We start from the raw sequence: 17,011 nt of genomic DNA on the forward strand, positions 1-17,011 counted from the left end.
TTCGCGGAAAAGGGCATTTTTCTTTTCGCAGTGCAACAACCGCGGCACTATAAGACTGCCGCCCTGCCTCGTCCATATCTCAGAGAACCCGCGCAGTTTCCTTGCGCTGGATCAAGTGGTTGCGGCTACCACCTCAAAACCGGCATGGCGAAGTCGGCGCGCTGGCCGATGGTCTCCATCTCGGCCTCGACGCGCTCCAGCGACACCGCGCCGCCCGGCGTCAGGCCCAGGGCCGGACCGTGCAACCCGTCCAGCACCCAAAGGCTCGCCATGCCGCAGGCGTTCGCCCCGGCCACATCGGTCCTGAGCGCATCGCCGATGCAGAGGATCCTGGCGGGGTCTGAGACGCCGAGGATCGCCTCGGCGCTCTCGTAGATCGGCGGGTAGGGCTTGCCGTGATAGCGCACCGCGCCGCCCAGCTCCTCATAACGCTGGGCCAACGCCCCGGCGCAGATTTCCGCCTTGCCGCCGCGGATCACCTCCAGGTCCGGGTTGGCGCAGACCATGGGGACGCCCGCGGCCACGCCCGCTTCGATCACCTCCGCATAGGTCTCGACCGTGTCTTCGGGCGCATGCGCACCGGTGTTCATGATGAAGTCCGCCCCGCCCGGATCGGCGACCAGGGAGAGATCGAGCCCCTGGCACATGCCCGCATCCTTCGGCGGCCCCAGATGGAAGCAGCGGCGGCCCAGAGCGGCGTACCAGGGATCGCTCCGGTCCTTCAGGTTCCGCCAGGCGTCCTCCCCGCTGGAGAGGACGGCGTGATAGCAGCGCTCGTCGATGCCCAGTTCCAGGCAGCGGGCGATCACCTCGGAGGCCCGGCGCGGCGCGTTGGAGAGGATCAGGATGCGCCCGCCCGCCCGCTTCAGGTTCTGCGCCGCCTCGACCGCCGCCGGAAAGGCGGTGACGCCGTCGTGCAGACAGCCCCAGAGGTCGAGGATGAAGCCCTCGTAGTCCCCGGCGATCTGGGAAAGGCCGCTGATGGTCCGGAGGGGGCCGCTCATGGCTTGCCCGCCCTGTGGTCGGCCCCGACCGCCTCGGCGATGCTCGAAAAGCCGTCGCGCCGCAGCGCCTCCAGCAGACCCGCCTTGATGCGGCGGATCAGGCCCGGCCCCTGATAGACCAGGGCGGTGTAGAGCTGGACCAGCGAAGCGCCCGCGCGGATCTTGGCGTAGGCGTCTTCCGCCGAGGCGATGCCGCCGACGCCGACCAGCGGCAGCTTCCCCTCCGTCAGGCCGTAGAGTTCGGACAGCAGAGCGGTGGAAGGCCCGAACAGCGGTTTGCCCGAAAGCCCGCCCGTCTCCGCGCGGTGACGGCTCGCGAGGCTGTCGGGCCGCTCGACGGTGGTGTTGGAGACGATCAGTCCGGAGAGGCCGCTTTCCAAAGCCACGGCTGCGATATCCTCCTTGTCCGCCTGGGTCAGGTCGGGCGCGATCTTGAGCAGCAGCGGCGGGCGCTTTTCCTGCTTTTCCAAAGCGCCCATGACGGCTTCGATCAGCGCGCTCAGGCTTTCCTTACCCTGGAGCGCGCGCAGGCCCGGCGTGTTCGGAGAGGAGACGTTGATCACCAGATAGTCGGCGTAGGGTCCCAGCCGCTCGGCCCCCAGCCGGTAGTCGGCAGCGGCGTCCGCGCTCTCCTTGTTCTTGCCGAGATTGACGCCCAGCGGGCCGGGCAGCAGGCGGTCGCGCCAAGCCGCGAGGCGGCGCTCGGCGGCCTCCAGACCCTGGCTGTTGAAGCCGTAGCGGTTGATGACGGCGCCGTCTTCGGGCAGGCGGAAGACACGCGGGCGCGGATTGCCGGGCTGCGGCTTGGGCGTCACCGAGCCGATCTCCACGAACCCCAGGCCCAGGCCGAAGAGCGGCCCCACGGCCTCGGCATCCTTGTCGAAACCGGCGGCGATCCCGACCGGGTTCGGGAAGTGCAGCCCCCAGATATCCTGACCCAGCGGCGGCGGATCGGCGCGGCGGGTCTGAAGCCCCGGGCCAAGCGCCAAGGCCCGGATGGTCAGGCGGTGGGCGGTTTCCGGGTCCAGCAGGCGCAGGATCGGGGCGCCGAGGGTAAAGAGATCCGTCATGCCCTTTAGAACTCGTCGGGAAAGACGTGACGCCCGGCCTCGTCGAGCGGCAGCGGATAGACGTCCAGAACCGCCTCCAGTGGCAGCGCTCCGTAGAGGTGCGGGAAGAGCTGCCCGGCGCGCGATTCCTCCCATTTCAGGGACGCCCCCAAAAGGCCGGGGTCGACCGCGAGCAGCAGCAGCCCGGATTGCCCGGCGCGGTGCTTGGCCGCCGATCCCTCGACCTGCGTGCGGCTGGAGAAATGGATGAAGCCGTCGGCCTTGTCCTGGGAGGAGCCCTCATAGCGCCCGGCCGCCTCGGCGGCGCGCCACTCCTCTTCACGGCAGATGTGATAGATGCGGTCTCTCATCATGACGGCTGATCTTTTAGCACCTCGCGCGCCGGATTGAACAGGAACCTTGAACAGGTGCGCCAGAATAGGTGTGGGGGGGAGCAGGCGCGGCTTGCCGCGCGCGCGGGCGGCGTTATGCTGGGTCCCTGACTTGAAGCGACCCCATGACATGGAAGGCCGAAGAACCCCATGGAACCGATTCACTTCGTCGACGGCGGCTGGCAAAGCGGCAATCCCAAGATCGCGGGCCCGATGGACCATGTCATGTGGATGGCCTCCACGGTCTTTGACGGCGCGCGCGCCTTCGAAGGGGTGGCCCCGGACCTGGACCTGCACTGCCAGCGGCTGGTGGACTCGGCCAACAGCTTCGGCCTGAAACCAGTCCTGACGGCCCCTGAAATCCTGGAGCTGGCGCTGGACGGCATTTCCCGCTTCGACAAGGGCGCGGAGCTTTACGTCCGTCCCATGTTCTTCGCCGAGAGCGGGTTCGTCGTCGCCGACCCGGAGACCACGCGCTTTTGCCTCTCGGTCTACGAAGCGCCCATGCCCGAGCCGAAGGGCTTGGCGGTGACGCTCTCTTCCATGCGCCGCCCCGCGCCCAACATGGCGCCGACGCGGGCCAAGGCCTCTTGCCTCTACCCCGCTTCCGGCATGGCGCTGAAGGAGGCGATGGAGCAGGGCTTCGACAACGCCGTGGTGCTGGACGGCATCGGCAACGTGGCCGAACTGGCGACCGCCAACGTCTGGATGGTCAAGGACGGAGAGGCGCACACCCCGATTCCCAACGGCACCTTCCTGAACGGCGTCACGCGGCGGCGCGTGGCGGGGCTTCTGCAGAAGGCCGGGATCACGGTGCGCGAGCGGACCATCACCTACCCCGAACTGCTGGAAGCCGACGAGCTCTTCACCACGGGCAACTACGGCAAGGTCATGCCGATCACCCGCATCGAGCAGCGCAACCTCCAGCCCGGCCCGGTCTACGCCAAGGCCCGCGAGCTCTACTGGGCCTACGCCCACGGAGATGCGTGAGAAGGGTTTGAGGCAAAGCGCCGCCCATCCTTCGAGACGCGGACCTTCGTCCGCTCCTCAGGATGAGGCTGGAGCTTGTGCCGAAACTTCTTCGCCACAGGGTGAACTTGCGCCCAACCTCATCCTGAGGAGGCCGCGAAGGCGGCCGTCTCGAAGGATGGGCGGCGGCTTGAAACGCTGGAGCCAGCCCCCTCACGGAAACCGCAGCCCTCACACGTTGAAGCGGAAGTGGAAGATGTCGCCGTCCTTGGCGATGTAGGCCTTGCCTTCCATGCGCATCTTGCCGGCGTCCTTGGCCCCCTGCTCGCCCTTGCAGGCGATGAAGTCGTCGTAGGCGATGGTCTCCGCCCGGATGAAGCCGCGCTCGAAATCGCTGTGGATCGCACCGGCGGCCTCGGGCGCGCTGGCGCCCTTGTGCACGGTCCAGGCGCGCACCTCCTTCGGGCCCGAGGTGAAGAAGGTGATGAGGTCCAAGAGCGCGTAGCCCGCGCGGATGACGCGGGTGAGGCCCGTCTCCTCCAGCCCCAGGTCGGAGAGGAACAGCTGCTTTTCCTCCTCGTCCTCCAGGGCGGCGACCTCGGCCTCGATGGCGGCTGAGATCACGACACAGGCCGCGCCCTTCTCCTTCGCCATGGCCTCGACCTCGGCGGAGAGCGCATTGCCGGTGGCGGCGTTCTCCTCCTCCACGTTGGCCACGTAGAGAACCGGCTTGGCGGTCAGGAGGTTGAGCTGGCGCAGGATCGGCTTCTTGTCCTCGGGCAGCGCGACGGAGGAGGCGGGCTTGCCATCCTGGAGCGCGGCCATGACCGGCTCGATGACCGCCAGCCTCTCCTTGGCCTCCTTCTCGCCGCCGCGCGCCTTCTTGACGGCAGCGTTGTGCTGGCGCTCCAGACTTTCCAGGTCGGCCAGCATCAGCTCGGTCTCGACCGTCTCGGCGTCGCGCACCGGATCGACCGCGCCGTCGACGTGGGTCACCTCGCCCTCGAAGCAGCGCAGCACATGGACGATGGCGTCGACCTCGCGGATGTTGGCTAGGAACTGGTTGCCCAGCCCCTCTCCCTTGGAGGCGCCGCGCACCAGCCCGGCGATGTCCACGAACTCCAGGAAGGTCGGGATGATCTGCTGGGGCTTTTGAATGGCGGCGATGGCGTCGAGACGCTCGTCCGGCACGGCGACGCGGCCCGTGTTGGGCTCGATCGTGCAGAAGGGATAGTTCGCCGCCTCGGCCTGCGCCGTCTCGGTCAGCGCGTTGAAAAGCGTCGACTTGCCGACATTCGGCAAGCCCACGATGCCGCAGTTGAAACCCATGATCTTGCCCTCAGCTCTCGTCGTTCTTTTTTTCGGGGTTGGTCTTGTCGCCGCTGGTCTTGTCGCCGGTCAGATAGGCGACACGGCTCATGTAGCTGCCTTCGTCGCCCTTGACCAGCAGCGGCAGTTCGCTGGCGAGCGCGTCCAGCAGCGGCTCCAGCCAGTCCCGGTCGGCCTTGGCGAAGTCGCCCAGCACCCAGGGCATCACCAGATCCTTGTTGCCCGGATGACCGATGCCCAGGCGCACGCGCCGGAAGTCAGGACCGATGTGGGCGATCAGGGACCGGATGCCGTTGTGACCGGCGGCGCCCCCGCCCCACTTCACCTTCACCTTGCCGGGACGCAGGTCCAGCTCGTCATAGAAGACCGTCACCTTTTCAGGCGGCAGCTTATAGAAGCGCAGCGCCTCCCCGACCGACTGGCCGGAGTTGTTCATGTAGGTCTCCGGACAGAGCAGCAGGCACTTCTCCCCGTCCAGCGTCGCCTCCGCCGCCCGGCCCTGAAAGCGGCCGCGCCAAGCGGGCGCGTTGTGCCGCCGGGCGATGGCCTCGAGCGCCAGGAACCCGATGTTGTGGCGGTTGGCGGCGTAACGCGGACCGGGATTGCCGAGGCCGACGAGGATCTGCATGACGGAAGGTCGCTCCTCTCAAGCGAAAGACGGGCCCGCCTTTGGTCAAAGGAACGGGCCCGTTTTCGGATCGCTAGGCTGCGATGGGAGGAAAGATAAGGATTACTCCTTGTTCTCTTCCTCGCCGTCGCCTTCGCCCTCGGACTCTTCGCCCTCGCCCTCGCCTTCGGTCTCCTCGCCTTCGGCCTCTTCGCCCTCGGCAAGCGCGGCTTCCTCCTCCTCGGCCTGGGCCTCGGCGGCCTCGGCCTTCACCGCGCTCGGCGCGGCGATGGTGGCGACGGTGAAGTCACGGTCGTCGATGGTCGGGCGCACGCCCTCGGGCAGCGCGAAAGCGGAGATGTGCAGCGAATCGCCGATGTCCAGCCCGGCGAGGCTCGCGGTCAGCTCCTCGGGGATCGAGCCGGCCTTACAGACCACCTCGACCTCGTAACGCACGACGTTCAGCACGCCGCCACGCTCCAGACCCGGCGACGCTTCCTCGTCGGTGAAGTGCACCGGCACGTTGACCGTGATCTCCGAGGACTCGGAGACGCGGAGGAAGTCGATGTGGATCGGGAAATCCTTCACCGGGTCGAGCTGCACGTCACGGGCCAGCACCTGATGCTTGGTGCCGCCGGCGTCGATCTTCATGATGTGGGAAAAGAAACCCGGACGGTTGATCAGGGCCTTAACCTCGTTGGCCGCAAGCGCGACCATCACGGGGGACTGCTTGTCGCCGTAGATCACGGCGGGCACTTTTCCTTCACGACGCGTGGCGCGGGCGGCCCCCTTTCCGGCCCGCTCCTTGACGTCGGCAGAAAGGATAATCTCTTCGGACATCCTCTTTACTCCTAGTTCACTGTAACCGGAGGCCCGCCCTGTCCGGGCCGCCTCCGCTCCTTCAAGTCCGCCGCCTCCAGGGGTGCTGCGGACCCTGGCCGCCCACCACGGGAGGCCAAAATCTCTTGAGAGCCGGGGCCGGTCTCCGCTCTCAGCCTCAGTTGAAGAGGCTGGAGACCGAACGCGCGTTGCTGATGCGGTCGATGGCATCGCCCAACAGCGGGGCGATGGTGATCTGCCGGATGTTGTGCGCCACCCTCACCGCCTCTGTCGCCATGATGCTGTCGGTGGTCACCAGCTCCTTCATCGGAGAGGAGGAGACCCGGGCCACCGCGCCGCCGGAGAGAACCCCGTGCGTCACGTAGGCCGAGACCGATTCAGCACCGGCGTCCATCAGGGCGACGGCGGCGTTGCACAGCGTTCCGGCGGAATCGACGATATCGTCCACCAACAGGCAACGGCGGCCTTTGACGTCGCCGATGATGTTCATCACCTCGGAAACGCCGGCTCGTTCGCGGCGCTTATCGATGATTGCGAGCTCCACGTCAAGACGCCGCGCGATATCGCGCGCGCGCACCACGCCGCCGACATCGGGCGAAATGATCATCAGATTGTCGGTGCCGTAGTTGTCCTGAATGTCCTGGGTGAAGACGGGTGCGGCGAAAAGGTTGTCGGTGGGGATGTCGAAGAAGCCCTGGATCTGCCCGGCGTGAAGATCGAGCGTCAGTACCCGGTCGGCGCCCGCCGTGGTGATCAGGTTGGCCACCAGCTTGGCCGAGATCGGCGTGCGCGGCCCGGACTTCCGGTCCTGGCGCGCATAGCCGAAGTAGGGCAGCACCGCCGTGATGCGCCGGGCCGAACCGCGCTTCAGCGCGTCGATCGCGACCAGCAGTTCCATCAGGTTGTCGTTGGCCGGGTGGCAGGTCGACTGCACCATGAAGACGTCCTCGCCGCGGACGTTCTCGTGAATCTCCACGAAAACCTCCTGATCGGAAAAGCGCTTCATGCTGGCCGTGGTAAGCGGCAGGTTGAGATATGCCGAGATGGCTTCGGCCAGAGGCCGGTTGGAGTTGCCCGTCATGATCTTGTAAGGCCGGGCTGCCTGCTTGCTGCCTTCGCTCATATCCGCCGAAATCGCCCCTTACTGCTTGCTCTTCACCTCGCCGCAAGGGCCCGCTGCTCCCCCGGACGCCGCCTCCCCCGTCGAGGCGCGGCGGACTTTACCAATAGCCCCCCGCCAAGTAAACGCCGCTCGGCGGGGTTCAGCGGGCTTTTTCCCCACTATTGCGCGCTGCTCGTCCGATAGAGCAGATCGACCACCCCATCGACCGCCGCCTCGGCGATGAAGGGCGCGGTGTCCGGCCAGAAGAAGGACAGCGCCTGGGCCGGCACCAGATCGCCCTGGGAGACGCGGCCGAGCGAGTTTCCTTCGGGATCAAAAAGCTCCCAGACGACATCGACCCGGTGCTGTCCGGACTGCGCCGGCCCGATCCGGACAGAGCCCTGGAGCGTCAGGTCCCTGGGCCCGGCGTCCTCCGGCTCCGCGATCGGCAAGGCGGACTGGGAAAGCGCGACGCGGATCGAACTGCCGAGCAGCCGCGCGGCCTCCTCGGGGGCGGGCTCGACCGGCGCGATCACCAGGCGCGCGCCCGGATGCCCCGGCAGGCCGCCCGCTTCGGCGGCGGAAAGCTCGGTGATAAGAAGCGGGGCCGCCGCCTCCATGACCCTGCGCAGCACCGCGGGGTCGCCCTCGGCCAGGGCCTTGCCCTGGGCCCCGAGAGACTGCCGCTCGGTGCCGCGGATGGTGCCGTCGGCCTCGGAGATCAGCCAGAGCAAGCCGTCCTTGGTCAGGCGTCCGTCGAGATAGATGGAGGAACTGTTGCCCGGCGCGGCCGCCGCCGCGATGTTGAAGCGCCGCAGCTCTTCGGCCAGCAGTTCGGCGGCCAGCGCGCCGTCTTCGGGCAGCAGCCCCGAAACAGGGGAAACCGAGAGGGTCTCAGGCGCGGGCGGGGCGGAGAGCGTCTCGTTGGTCACCGCCTTGCCGCCGGGCTGGAAGGGTCGCGGCAAGGGGCCGCAGGCCGCGAGCAGGCTCACGAGGCAAAGCCCGATGAGCAGCCGGGAGGCCCCCTTCAGATCATCACGCACGTCGCGAGCCCGCCGAGCAGGAGAATGATGATGAAGACGATTAGGTGCGGCATGTCCCTCTCTCAAAGACGCGCGCGGAAGACTTTTGGGGCTCAGCCCGGAACGTGGATCAGGTCCAGCGGCATCGCCGAAAGGCTCTCCGCGCCCTTTTCCCCGACCAGCGAGGTGCGGCCCAGCGTCATGGCCAAGCCCTGCTCACTGTTGAAGATAATGATGTGGACGAAGAATACCATGCCCGGCCCGATCACCACGGGATTGTCGTGGTAGAGCATGGGCCAGTCCATCCAGTTGGGCGCGAAGGTGGTGCCCAGGCAATAGCCGCAGGCGTTCATGCGGTGGTTGCGGTAGCCCGCCCGGTCCAGCGTCTCGGCATGGGCGTCGAAGGCCTGGCCGACGGTGTTGCCGGGCGCCAGCTTCTCCTCGACCGCCAGCAGCGCGTCGCGCGCCACCGCGTGCATGGTCTTCTGCCATTCGGGAAGCGCGCCGATCACCGCCGTCGCCATCATGGCGGCGTGGTAGTGGCGGTAGGCGCCCGCCCACTCCAGGGTCAGTTGATCGTCGGCGGCCAGCACGCCCCGGCCCGTGTGGTAGCGGCAGAGCAGTGCGCGCTCCCCGGACCCGATGATGAACTCGTTGCCGGGATAGTCGCCGCCGCCCTCGAAGACCGCGCCCTGCATGGCGGCGAGGATGCTGCCCTCCTCCGCCCCTGGACGGATCAGCGGCAGCGCGGCCTTCAAGGCGTCGTCGGCCAGAACGCCCGCGCGCCGCACGTAGTCGATCTCCGCCGGGCTCTTAACGAGGCGCAGGCGGCTGACCAGGTAGGAGGCGTCGCGCAGGTGGCAGAAGCCCTCCAGCGTCCTGTCCAGATGCTTGCCGTTACGCGCGGTCAGGCCATAGGCCTCGTACTCCACGCCCAGGGTTTTGCCCTCGGCGCCCCGCTCGCGCAGGATCTCCTTCAGATCCTCGGCCGGGCGCGACTGCGGGTGATCGACCCAGACGCGGATGTCCTCGATGACCGAGGTCTGCTGCGCCTGGCGCAGGTCGGGCGCGCGGGTCAAGAGCGTCATGGCCCCGTCCCGCCCCAGGTAGAGGCACTGGAAGAAGACATAGCCGAAGGTATCGTATCCCGTCAGGTAGAAGAGGCTCTCCTGCCGGAAGACCAAGAGGCCGTCGAGGCCGCGTTCGGCCATCATCTCGCAGGCGCGCGCGCGGCGCCCCGCCAACTCTTCTTCTGAGAAATGCAGGTGCTTCATGATCTATCTCGGCTCCAGGGCGATGACGGAGACCTCGCGCCCGTAGTCGGGCTCCCCCGCCAGGGTGGCGCGGCGGTAGCTGAAGAACCGCTCTTCCTCGGCGCGGGTATCGGCGGGGCTGATCTCGACGCGGCCAAGCCCCGCGCCTGCGAGGCGGCTGGCGACATAGCCCTTCAGGTCGAAAAGGAAGTGGCCCTCGCGTTCGGACTCCATGAAGAAACGCTCGTTGGCGGGGTCCTGATCCGCAAAGCGGCCGGGAAACTCCGGCCCGACCTCGTAGGATCGCTGTTCGATGGCGGGCCCGACGGCGGCGGAGATGGCGGCGCGCGCTGCGCCCAGCCGCTCCATGGCGGCGAGCGTCGCTTCGACCACACCGCCGAGGGCGCCCTTCCAGCCGGCGTGCGCCGCGCCGACGACCCCGGCATCGGGATCGGCGAGCAGGACCGGCACGCAGTCGGCGGTCAGGATGCCGAGCGCCAGGCCCGGCGTCTTCGTCACCATGGCGTCGGCCTTGGGACGCTCGTCGCCCCAGGACTCGTTCACCTCGATCACGTCGGGAGAATGATGCTGATAAAGGGTGACCAGGGCGCCGGCGGGCAGACCGAGGGCCTCGGCGACCCGCGCCCGGTTCTCAGCCACGGCGGCGGGGTCGTCGGCGGAGCCCGGCCCGCAGTTCAAAGACGCATAGAGCCCCTGGCTGACGCCGCCCTGACGGGTGAAGAAGCCATGCTTCACGCCAGGCAGCGCGGCAAGACTTTCAGAGGTCAGATAGGAGGGGACCTTGCGCATGACGCCTCAGACTACAGCACGAAGGGGGCCGGCGCCTCCAGCCCGCTCTTCATCAGGACCAGCGCCTTGAAAAGCTCGCCCATGGCCTCGGCGTCGACCAGCCGCGACAGCGCCTGATCGACCGCGGCGGCCGCGTCCGGGTTGGCCGCCTTCAGATTCTCCGCGCGCAGCTCGATGCCCAGCGCGCGCAGGAAGTCGCCCTGGGTCACCGGCCCGTAGGCCGCCGCCCCTACTTCTTCCGCAGCGGCGATCATGGCGGGGAAGTCGACATGCGCGGTCAGGTCGGCGCTGCCCGGCGCCTCCAGCGGCTCATGGCGCTCGTGGCCCTTCACCGCTTGCAGCGTCGCGCCGAAGGCGGGGTGCGCCCGTCCGTAGTCGATCACCAGCGCCGCGCCGCCCTGCTGCTCCAGGCGCTCGGCCAGCGCCGCCGTCTGGCTGACCACGGCGGGCGAGACCTCCGCGATGCTGCCCTCGGCCGCCTCGTGCAAGGCGGGCGGAATGAAGGCCGGCGCGGCGGGGCTCACCGGACCCAGCTGGAAGACCAGCTTCTCGCGCGCCTCGTCCAGGCCCACCATGCGTTCGCGCCAGCCCTGGGCGGTCTTCTCGAAGTGACGCACCGGCAGGGCATCGAAGAACTCGTTGGCGATCACGATCAGCGGCGCGCTCTCGGGCAGGCCGGAGCCGTCCTTGTGCCAGATCACCTTGTGGCCGGAGAGGGTCTGGCGCTGCTTTTCCTTCAAGGCCGGGGAGACCTCGACGAGATGCACCTCGGCGGCGGCGGCGAACTCCGGGCTGACCTTGGCGCTGCGCAGGATGTCCGCCATCAGGGTGCCGCGCCCCGGTCCCAACTCGGCCAGGATCACGCGCTTCGGCGCGCCCAGCACGCGCTGCCAGAGATCGATGCACCAGAGGCCGATCATCTCCCCGAACATCTGGCTGACTTCGGGCGCGGTGACGAAGTCCCCGGCGCGTCCGAAGGGATCACTTTCCATGTAGTAGCCGCCTTTGGGGTCGGTCAGCACGGCGGTCATGTAGTCGGCGAGCGTGATCGGCCCTTCCAGGGCGATGCGGCGCTTGAGGCGCGCTTCCAGGTCCTTGGCCTCCGCCATCAGGCGCGGCTCCCCACCGCTCCGCGCCGCCAGGCCCAGAGCGCCAGCCCGAGACCGCCTAGGATCATCGGCAGGGAGAGCAGCTGACCCATGGTGATGCCGCCCGCGAGAAATCCGATATGCGCGTCCGGCTCTCTGAACAGCTCCACGAAGGCGCGGGAGAGACCGTAGCCAGCCAGGAAAAGGCCGGATATCACGCCGGGGCGCAAGAGAGCGCCGGCCCGGATCATGACCATCAGAATCGTGAAGAGCAGCAGGCCTTCAAGCCCGGCCTCATAGAGCTGGCTAGGGTGGCGCGGCTCCGGACCGCCGCCCGGGAAGACCATGGCCCAAGGCAGGTCGCTGGCGCGCCCAAAAAGCTCCCCGTTCACGAAGTTGGCGATGCGCCCGAAGAAGAGCCCGACCGGCGCCGCCGCCGCCACCAGATCGCAGAGCTGGAAAAGCGGAAGCCCGCGTTTCCAGGAGAACAGCAGCAAGGCGCCGATCACGCCCAGCAGCCCGCCGTGGAAGGCCATGCCGCCCTGCCAGACCTGGAGGATCTCCAAAGGGTTCTGCGCGAAATGGCCGAGGTTGTAGAAGAGCACGTAGCCGAGCCGCCCGCCGAGCAGCACGCCGAGCGTCGCCCAGACGACGAAATCGTCGAAGACCTCTGCCGTCAGCTTATCGCTGGGCGCTTTCGCCGCGAGACGGCGGCAGAGCCGCCAGCCCAGCACCAGACCCACGATATAGGCCAGCGCATACCAACGGATCGCGAAGGGACCGATCTCAACGGCCACGGGGTCGATCTGGGGAAAGACGAGCGCGTAAAGCATGGCGTCAGCCGTCACCTCCTGGAGGGGCCGGGGGAGAGGGGGATTTGGGCCGGGCCCCGCGTCGGCCCCTTATAGGCACGGGGCCGCGGGGCCCGCAAGGCTCGCTTGCCGCAGCGCGTCATACTGCGCTAAAGCAGGGGCATGTCCGATCAACCGACAACCCCGTTGAACAGCGGCGGTCCCGAGGCCTTCCGCGCCATTCTGAGAGACGTCTTCGGCGGCGACATCCCGCATGTCGAGGCGCTCGGCATCGCCGTCGAGAGCTTCGAGGGACCGAGAATCCTGATGCGCCTGCCCTATCAGGAGGCGCTGGTCGGCGACCCGGAGAGCGGCGTTCTGCATGGCGGGGCCGTCACCACGCTGATCGACAGCGCCTGCGGCCTGGGCGTCGTGGCCGCGCTCGACAAGCCGCGCCCCGTGGCGACTCTCGATCTGCGCATCGACTATTTGAAACCGGCGGAGGCGGGCCGCGACCTGCTCTGCCGGGCGGAGTGCTACCGCGTCGCCCATCAGGTCGCCTTCGCGCGGGCCAACGCCTTCCACGAGGGAGAGGAAGACAAGCCGGTCGCCGCCGCGCTCGGCAGCTTCATGCTCAGCCATCTGCCCCTCGAGGGCGCCGCCGGTGAGGGAACCCACAAATGAGCGCCGGCATCCTCCAAGACGCTCTCGCCAGAGCCCGCGCCGAGGGCGATTGGCAGGCGCTGGTCGACGCCGTGCCCTACGCGCGCTACTTGGGCGTGAAGGCCGAGCTGGAGAGCGGACGCCTGCTGCTGCGCCTGCCCTTCGACAAGAAGCTGGTCGGGAACCCCGGCCTGCAGGCGCTGCACGGCGGCGTGCTGGGGGCCTTCCTGGAGACGGCGGCGATCCTGACCCTGCTCTGGCGGCTGGAAAGCGACGTCATGCCCAAGACCATCACGAACACGGTCGACTATCTGCGGTCCGCGCGCGGCGAGGAGATCAGCGCCAGCGGCGAGGTGACCCGCCTGGGACGCCGCGTCGCGAGCGTCGCGGTGGCCGCCTGGGGGCGCGAGGAAGCCAAGCCGCTCGCCTCCGCGCGGCTGCACTTCCTGGTCGGCGGGGCTGGAAAGCCCTAAGTATAAGAGTACGGAACGACAGCTTCATTTGAGGAGAGACAGCGCCATGCAGACCCGAAACCGCTTGTTGGACGACCTGGCCAAAGTTGCGACCTCCGCGCTCGGCGTCGCGGGTGGCGTGAAGGACGAGGTGGAAGGCCGCCTGCGCCAGCAGTTCGAGCGCATCCTCGCCGACATGGACCTCGTGACCCGCGAAGAGTTCGAAGTGGTGCAGGACATGGCCGCCAAGGCGCGCGAGGAACAGGAACGCCTGCAGGATCGGCTGGCCGCCTTGGAGAAGCAGGTGGCCGCCGCCAAGAAGACGGCGGTAGCCAAGAAAGCGGCGCCCGGAAAGAAAGCCGCACCGGCGAAGAAGGCCGCACCGGCCAAGAAGACGACAGCCGCCTCGAAGACAACCGGCACGCGCGGCGCTTCGAAAGGCAGTAAAGGCTGACCGGGACGCGAATCCTGGAGGGTATTCGGCCCCTCTTCCCATCCCGCGATGCCCGCGTCGCGCCCGCGTCGTAATCGAGCCGTAACCGCCGCGCCTTCGAGCCGTAACGCCACGCGCCGCCGCGCGCCCGAATAACCCCCTGAAAAGACGCCCCTTTCTTCTTTTCCACAGAATTCGACAATCGCTTCTTGCGCCGCCGAATCGCGCGTGGCACGCTAAATCTTGTGGGTCGGAGGTGAGAGACCATCCATATATCGCTTCACCCCTCCGATCCTTCGCGGAATGCGCCGAGCTTGGCGCAGAACACATACGAGGGGGTCCCGACACCATGGAAAGTCTTGCCCACACCTCGGATTCCGCCGTCAACCCAATCGATCTTCTGGAAGAACTGGTCGCGGCCAATGACTGGCCCTTCGACCGGTCGAGCGATTGTGAGCTTGCGGTGGAGTTGTCCGGACGCTGGTGCGCCTATCATCTCTGGTTCGTGTGGCACGAACAGATCGGGGGTATGTACTTCTCCAGCCACTTCGACCTCAAGGTCCCGAAGAGCAAGTATCCGAGCGTCCATCAGCTCGTCGGCTCCATGAACGAACAGCTCTGGATGGGTCATTTCGAGTTGGGAACGGAGGAGGGTCAGGTGATCTTCCGCCACACCATTCCCTACCGTGGGACCACCGGGCCGAGCGTCGAGCAGCTTGAGGATCTGATGGACACCGCCATCCTGGAATGCGAGCGCTTCTATCCCGCGCTGCAGATGGTGCTCTGGGCCGGGCATTCGGTGCCTCAGGCCCTGGCCACCGCCATGATGGAAACGGTCGGCGAGGCCTGAGCCGGGGCCATGTCCGACGACCTGCGATTGCCGGGCCCCCTGCTTCTGGTGGGCTGCGGCAAGATGGGGGGCGCGCTGCTGGACGGCTGGCTTGCGCGCAACCTGCCTCCCTCCGACGTTTTCATCGTTGAGCCCTTCGAGGAAGCCCGCGAGGCGCTGAACGCAAAGGGCGTGACCGCCGTCGCCTCCGCCGGGGAGCTGCCCGGCGATCTGGCGCCCGCCATCGTCATGCTGGCGGTCAAGCCGCAGATGATGGACGAGGCGCTTCCGGCCTACCGCCGTTTCGTGCGGCCCGGCTGCTTCTTCCTCTCCATCGCCGCGGGCAAGACCATCTCCTACTTCGAGCAGCACCTGGGCGAAGAGGCGGCAATCGTCCGCTCCATGCCCAACACGCCCGCCGCCGTTGGCCGCGGGATCACGGTCTATTGCCCCAACGACCGGACCAGCGCCGAGCAGGCCGCGCTCGCCGGGGAACTCCTGGCCGCCGTCGGCGAGGTGGATTCGGTGGAGGAGGAAGGACTGCTGGACGCCGTGACGGCGCTCTCCGGGGGCGGTCCGGCCTATGTCTTCCTGCTGATCGAGTGCATGACCCGTGGCGGCATCGAAGCGGGCTTGCCCGAAGCCCTGGCCGAACGCCTGGCGCGCAGCACGGTCGCCGGGGCAGGCGAACTCGCCCGCCGCTCGGAAGATCCCGCTTCGACCCTGCGGCAGAACGTCACCTCGCCCGGCGGCACGACGCTGGAGGCGCTGAAGGTGCTGATGGCGGAAGACGGCATGGAGCCGCTCTTCGTCAAGGCCATCGCCGCCGCCACGAAACGCAGCCGCGAACTGGCCGAGTGACCCCGGGTTTGCCCGCCTGAACAGCCCACCTGAACAACCCTGCCGGAAGGGCCGGGGACTGACGCCGCTCTTGCCTGTGCTATGCTTGCCGCCTAGCTCATGACTCTTGGATCTTTTCGAACCTGGGAGAATGAGGACATGGCGACGGCCAAAGGCGGCGGGCGCAAAAAGAGCGCCAAGCCCAGAGACCCCGAGAAGACCCTGATCGACGCGGCCATGAAGTTGGCCGCCGAAAAGGGCTGGAAAGCGCTCAGCCTCGCCGAGATCGGCGAGGAGGCGGGGCTGGAGATGAAGGAGCTCTTCGTGATCGCCCCCGGCAAGCAGGCGATCCTTGACCTGCTGGGCCGGCGGATCGACGCCGAGGTGCTGGCCGAGGGCCCTCTGGATGAAGCGGAAGGCTCCCCCCGGGACCGGCTCTTCGATGTGCTGATGCGCCGCTTCGACGCCATGGCGCCCTACAAGGAGGGCATCGGCGAGATCACCTACGACCTGGGCCGCTCGCCCCTGGACGGGCTGGCGGAACTCCCCTCCCTCAAGCGCTCCATGGCCTGGATGCTGGAAGCCTCCGGCATAGACAGCAGCGGCCTGAAGGGCATGCTGCGGGTCAAGGTGCTGACCGGCATCTACCTCGGCGCCCTGCGCAGCTGGCTGAAGGACGACACGGCGGACTTCTCCAAGACCATGGCCGCCCTGGACAGCTATCTGCGGCGGCTGGAACCCTGGGCCGAGCGCTTCGAACGCCGTGGCCGGGGCCGGCGCGATCACGGAGATGAAACAGAAACCGCAACAGACAATTCTTGACAGAGACGCCAAGGGGACGCATATACGAGCCAGCTTATGCTGCACTGCAACATAAACCCGCTTTGGATCGTGGGTGCCTCCTGAGGGCCCGCGAGTTAGGAGAATAGAGATGACCAGCAAGAACCCCTTCTTCGACGCCGATTTCCGCGACTTCATGGACCCGGCGAAGCTGACCGAGCGCTTCAAGATGGCGTCCTTCGACCCGGCCGCGATCACTGAAATGCACCAGAGGAACATCGAGGCCATCGCCGAGGCCAACCGCATCTGCTTTGAGGGGATGCAGGCCATGGGTCAGCGTCAGGCCGAGATCATGCGCCAGTCCCTGGAAGAGGCCGTCGCCGCCCTTCAGGAGATGACCGCCCAGCCGGCCGCGCCGGAACAGCAGATGCAAAAGCAGGCTCAGCAGCTCAAGAAGCAGTATGAGACTGCCCTCGCCAACATCCGCGAGCTCAACGAGATCGGCACCAAGTCCTCCAGCGAGGCCGCCGAGACCCTGACCAAGCGCGTCGGCGAGTCGCTCGACGAGATCGCCAAGACCCTGACGGAGATGGGCAAGTCCAAGTAACCCGCCTCTACCGTTAGAGTTCCTACTTAAAGAGGCCGCCGGCCCGCCCGCGAGGGATGGGCGGCGGCCTCTTTTCGTTTTGTCGCGGCGCGTCATCCGCCGGTAAAGACAGCCCGGGTCCGCTTGTGCCAAACTACCCGCGAAAGTCCGC

Annotated in this window: 19 protein-coding genes and 1 pseudogene; 8 read left to right on the plus strand and 12 right to left on the minus strand. The window is 67.5% G+C overall.

Features of this window, described 5'->3' with window-relative positions; all coding sequences use genetic code 11:
• Nucleotides 1-125 precede the first annotated feature (125 nt).
• The 3 genes from P8X75_00110 to P8X75_00120 are packed head-to-tail and all read right to left on the minus strand — an operon-like array spanning nt 126 to nt 2,427.
• Nucleotides 126-1,004 (minus strand): TIGR01459 family HAD-type hydrolase, encoded by an 879-nt coding sequence (locus tag P8X75_00110; protein MEJ1993599.1) that lies wholly within the window; start codon nt 1,002-1,004, stop codon nt 126-128.
• On the minus strand, nt 1,001-2,074 hold the full coding sequence (locus tag P8X75_00115; protein MEJ1993600.1) for a quinone-dependent dihydroorotate dehydrogenase: 1,074 nt from the start codon (nt 2,072-2,074) through the stop codon (nt 1,001-1,003). Before P8X75_00115 ends, P8X75_00110 begins: the two co-directional genes overlap by 4 nt.
• A gap of 5 nt (nt 2,075-2,079) precedes the next feature.
• A complete protein-coding gene (locus P8X75_00120) occupies nt 2,080-2,427 on the minus strand; it encodes a DUF952 domain-containing protein (GenBank protein MEJ1993601.1) in 348 nt (115 codons plus the stop codon).
• A 168-nt stretch (nt 2,428-2,595) separates the two neighbouring features.
• On the opposite strand from P8X75_00120, the gene P8X75_00125 reads away from it, so the two are divergent.
• Complete coding sequence (locus P8X75_00125; protein ID MEJ1993602.1) at nt 2,596-3,435, plus strand: branched-chain amino acid aminotransferase; 840 nt, start codon at nt 2,596-2,598, stop codon at nt 3,433-3,435.
• A 210-nt stretch (nt 3,436-3,645) separates the two neighbouring features.
• Here the strand turns inward: P8X75_00125 and ychF are convergent, their stop codons facing one another.
• From ychF to lgt, 9 genes are all read right to left on the minus strand, one after another.
• Nucleotides 3,646-4,743 carry a redox-regulated ATPase YchF gene (ychF, locus tag P8X75_00130; GenBank protein ID MEJ1993603.1) on the minus strand — a complete coding sequence of 366 codons (1,098 nt, stop codon included), beginning with the start codon at nt 4,741-4,743 and terminating at the stop codon, nt 3,646-3,648.
• 10 nt (nt 4,744-4,753) lie between these two features.
• Nucleotides 4,754-5,371 (minus strand): aminoacyl-tRNA hydrolase, encoded by a 618-nt coding sequence (gene pth, locus P8X75_00135; GenBank protein MEJ1993604.1) that lies wholly within the window; start codon nt 5,369-5,371, stop codon nt 4,754-4,756.
• Between the two features lie 102 nt (nt 5,372-5,473).
• Nucleotides 5,474-6,190, minus strand: a complete 717-nt coding sequence (locus tag P8X75_00140; GenBank protein MEJ1993605.1) for a 50S ribosomal protein L25/general stress protein Ctc — start codon at nt 6,188-6,190, stop codon at nt 5,474-5,476.
• A 157-nt stretch (nt 6,191-6,347) separates the two neighbouring features.
• Entirely contained in the window at nt 6,348-7,313 is a 966-nt protein-coding gene (locus tag P8X75_00145) for a ribose-phosphate pyrophosphokinase (protein MEJ1993606.1), read from the minus strand.
• 158 nt (nt 7,314-7,471) lie between these two features.
• Nucleotides 7,472-8,335, minus strand: a complete 864-nt coding sequence (locus P8X75_00150; GenBank protein ID MEJ1993607.1) for a hypothetical protein — start codon at nt 8,333-8,335, stop codon at nt 7,472-7,474.
• Between the two features lie 92 nt (nt 8,336-8,427).
• On the minus strand, nt 8,428-9,588 hold the full coding sequence (locus P8X75_00155; protein MEJ1993608.1) for a Xaa-Pro peptidase family protein: 1,161 nt from the start codon (nt 9,586-9,588) through the stop codon (nt 8,428-8,430).
• Between the two features lie 3 nt (nt 9,589-9,591).
• A complete protein-coding gene (gene pgeF / locus P8X75_00160) occupies nt 9,592-10,377 on the minus strand; it encodes a peptidoglycan editing factor PgeF (protein ID MEJ1993609.1) in 786 nt (261 codons plus the stop codon).
• Nucleotides 10,378-10,388: 11 nt separating this feature from the next.
• Entirely contained in the window at nt 10,389-11,486 is a 1,098-nt protein-coding gene (locus tag P8X75_00165; GenBank protein ID MEJ1993610.1) for an SAM-dependent methyltransferase, read from the minus strand.
• Nucleotides 11,486-12,298, minus strand: coding sequence for a prolipoprotein diacylglyceryl transferase (lgt, locus tag P8X75_00170; GenBank protein MEJ1993611.1), 813 nt, complete (start codon nt 12,296-12,298; stop codon nt 11,486-11,488). Before lgt ends, P8X75_00165 begins: the two co-directional genes overlap by 1 nt.
• 141 nt (nt 12,299-12,439) lie before the next feature.
• On the opposite strand from lgt, the gene P8X75_00175 reads away from it, so the two are divergent.
• From P8X75_00175 to phaP, 7 genes and pseudogenes are all read left to right on the plus strand, one after another.
• Nucleotides 12,440-12,940 carry a PaaI family thioesterase gene (locus P8X75_00175; protein ID MEJ1993612.1) on the plus strand — a complete coding sequence of 167 codons (501 nt, stop codon included), beginning with the start codon at nt 12,440-12,442 and terminating at the stop codon, nt 12,938-12,940.
• Nucleotides 12,937-13,392, plus strand: coding sequence for a PaaI family thioesterase (locus tag P8X75_00180; protein ID MEJ1993613.1), 456 nt, complete (start codon nt 12,937-12,939; stop codon nt 13,390-13,392). The genes P8X75_00175 and P8X75_00180 overlap by 4 nt, the downstream gene beginning before the upstream one ends.
• A 46-nt stretch (nt 13,393-13,438) precedes the next feature.
• A pseudogene (locus tag P8X75_00185) lies at nt 13,439-13,678 on the plus strand (accessory factor UbiK family protein).
• Nucleotides 13,679-14,153: 475 nt separating this feature from the next.
• Nucleotides 14,154-14,654, plus strand: a complete 501-nt coding sequence (locus P8X75_00190) for a YbjN domain-containing protein (protein ID MEJ1993614.1) — start codon at nt 14,154-14,156, stop codon at nt 14,652-14,654.
• A gap of 9 nt (nt 14,655-14,663) precedes the next feature.
• The gene (gene proC, locus P8X75_00195) at nt 14,664-15,494 is read left to right on the plus strand and encodes a pyrroline-5-carboxylate reductase (GenBank protein MEJ1993615.1); all 831 of its coding nucleotides are present in this window, start codon (nt 14,664-14,666) and stop codon (nt 15,492-15,494) included.
• A 138-nt stretch (nt 15,495-15,632) separates the two neighbouring features.
• Entirely contained in the window at nt 15,633-16,295 is a 663-nt protein-coding gene (locus P8X75_00200) for a TetR family transcriptional regulator (GenBank protein ID MEJ1993616.1), read from the plus strand.
• Between the two features lie 109 nt (nt 16,296-16,404).
• Nucleotides 16,405-16,860, plus strand: coding sequence for a TIGR01841 family phasin (phaP, locus tag P8X75_00205; GenBank protein MEJ1993617.1), 456 nt, complete (start codon nt 16,405-16,407; stop codon nt 16,858-16,860).
• The last annotated feature ends 151 nt before the right edge of the window (nt 16,861-17,011 follow it).

Origin of the sequence: Limibacillus sp. (assembly GCA_037379885.1) — a bacterium.
GTDB lineage: Bacteria > Pseudomonadota > Alphaproteobacteria > Kiloniellales > CECT-8803 > JARRJC01.

What these genes read in the sequence shown, in the direction of transcription:
- P8X75_00110 (MEJ1993599.1), bottom strand. Translation starts at nt 1,004, where the DNA reads ATGAGCGGCCCCCTCCGGACCATCAGCGGCCTTTCCCAGATCGCCGGG.
- P8X75_00115 (MEJ1993600.1), bottom strand. Translation starts at nt 2,074, where the DNA reads ATGACGGATCTCTTTACCCTCGGCGCCCCGATCCTGCGCCTGCTGGAC.
- P8X75_00120 (MEJ1993601.1), bottom strand. Translation starts at nt 2,427, where the DNA reads ATGATGAGAGACCGCATCTATCACATCTGCCGTGAAGAGGAGTGGCGC.
- P8X75_00125 (MEJ1993602.1), top strand. Translation starts at nt 2,596, where the DNA reads ATGGAACCGATTCACTTCGTCGACGGCGGCTGGCAAAGCGGCAATCCC.
- ychF (MEJ1993603.1), bottom strand. Translation starts at nt 4,743, where the DNA reads ATGGGTTTCAACTGCGGCATCGTGGGCTTGCCGAATGTCGGCAAGTCG.
- pth (MEJ1993604.1), bottom strand. Translation starts at nt 5,371, where the DNA reads ATGCAGATCCTCGTCGGCCTCGGCAATCCCGGTCCGCGTTACGCCGCC.
- P8X75_00140 (MEJ1993605.1), bottom strand. Translation starts at nt 6,190, where the DNA reads ATGTCCGAAGAGATTATCCTTTCTGCCGACGTCAAGGAGCGGGCCGGA.
- P8X75_00145 (MEJ1993606.1), bottom strand. Translation starts at nt 7,313, where the DNA reads ATGAGCGAAGGCAGCAAGCAGGCAGCCCGGCCTTACAAGATCATGACG.
- P8X75_00155 (MEJ1993608.1), bottom strand. Translation starts at nt 9,588, where the DNA reads ATGAAGCACCTGCATTTCTCAGAAGAAGAGTTGGCGGGGCGCCGCGCG.
- pgeF (MEJ1993609.1), bottom strand. Translation starts at nt 10,377, where the DNA reads ATGCGCAAGGTCCCCTCCTATCTGACCTCTGAAAGTCTTGCCGCGCTG.
- P8X75_00165 (MEJ1993610.1), bottom strand. Translation starts at nt 11,486, where the DNA reads ATGGCGGAGGCCAAGGACCTGGAAGCGCGCCTCAAGCGCCGCATCGCC.
- lgt (MEJ1993611.1), bottom strand. Translation starts at nt 12,298, where the DNA reads ATGCTTTACGCGCTCGTCTTTCCCCAGATCGACCCCGTGGCCGTTGAG.
- P8X75_00175 (MEJ1993612.1), top strand. Translation starts at nt 12,440, where the DNA reads ATGTCCGATCAACCGACAACCCCGTTGAACAGCGGCGGTCCCGAGGCC.
- P8X75_00180 (MEJ1993613.1), top strand. Translation starts at nt 12,937, where the DNA reads ATGAGCGCCGGCATCCTCCAAGACGCTCTCGCCAGAGCCCGCGCCGAG.
- P8X75_00190 (MEJ1993614.1), top strand. Translation starts at nt 14,154, where the DNA reads ATGGAAAGTCTTGCCCACACCTCGGATTCCGCCGTCAACCCAATCGAT.
- proC (MEJ1993615.1), top strand. Translation starts at nt 14,664, where the DNA reads ATGTCCGACGACCTGCGATTGCCGGGCCCCCTGCTTCTGGTGGGCTGC.
- P8X75_00200 (MEJ1993616.1), top strand. Translation starts at nt 15,633, where the DNA reads ATGGCGACGGCCAAAGGCGGCGGGCGCAAAAAGAGCGCCAAGCCCAGA.
- phaP (MEJ1993617.1), top strand. Translation starts at nt 16,405, where the DNA reads ATGACCAGCAAGAACCCCTTCTTCGACGCCGATTTCCGCGACTTCATG.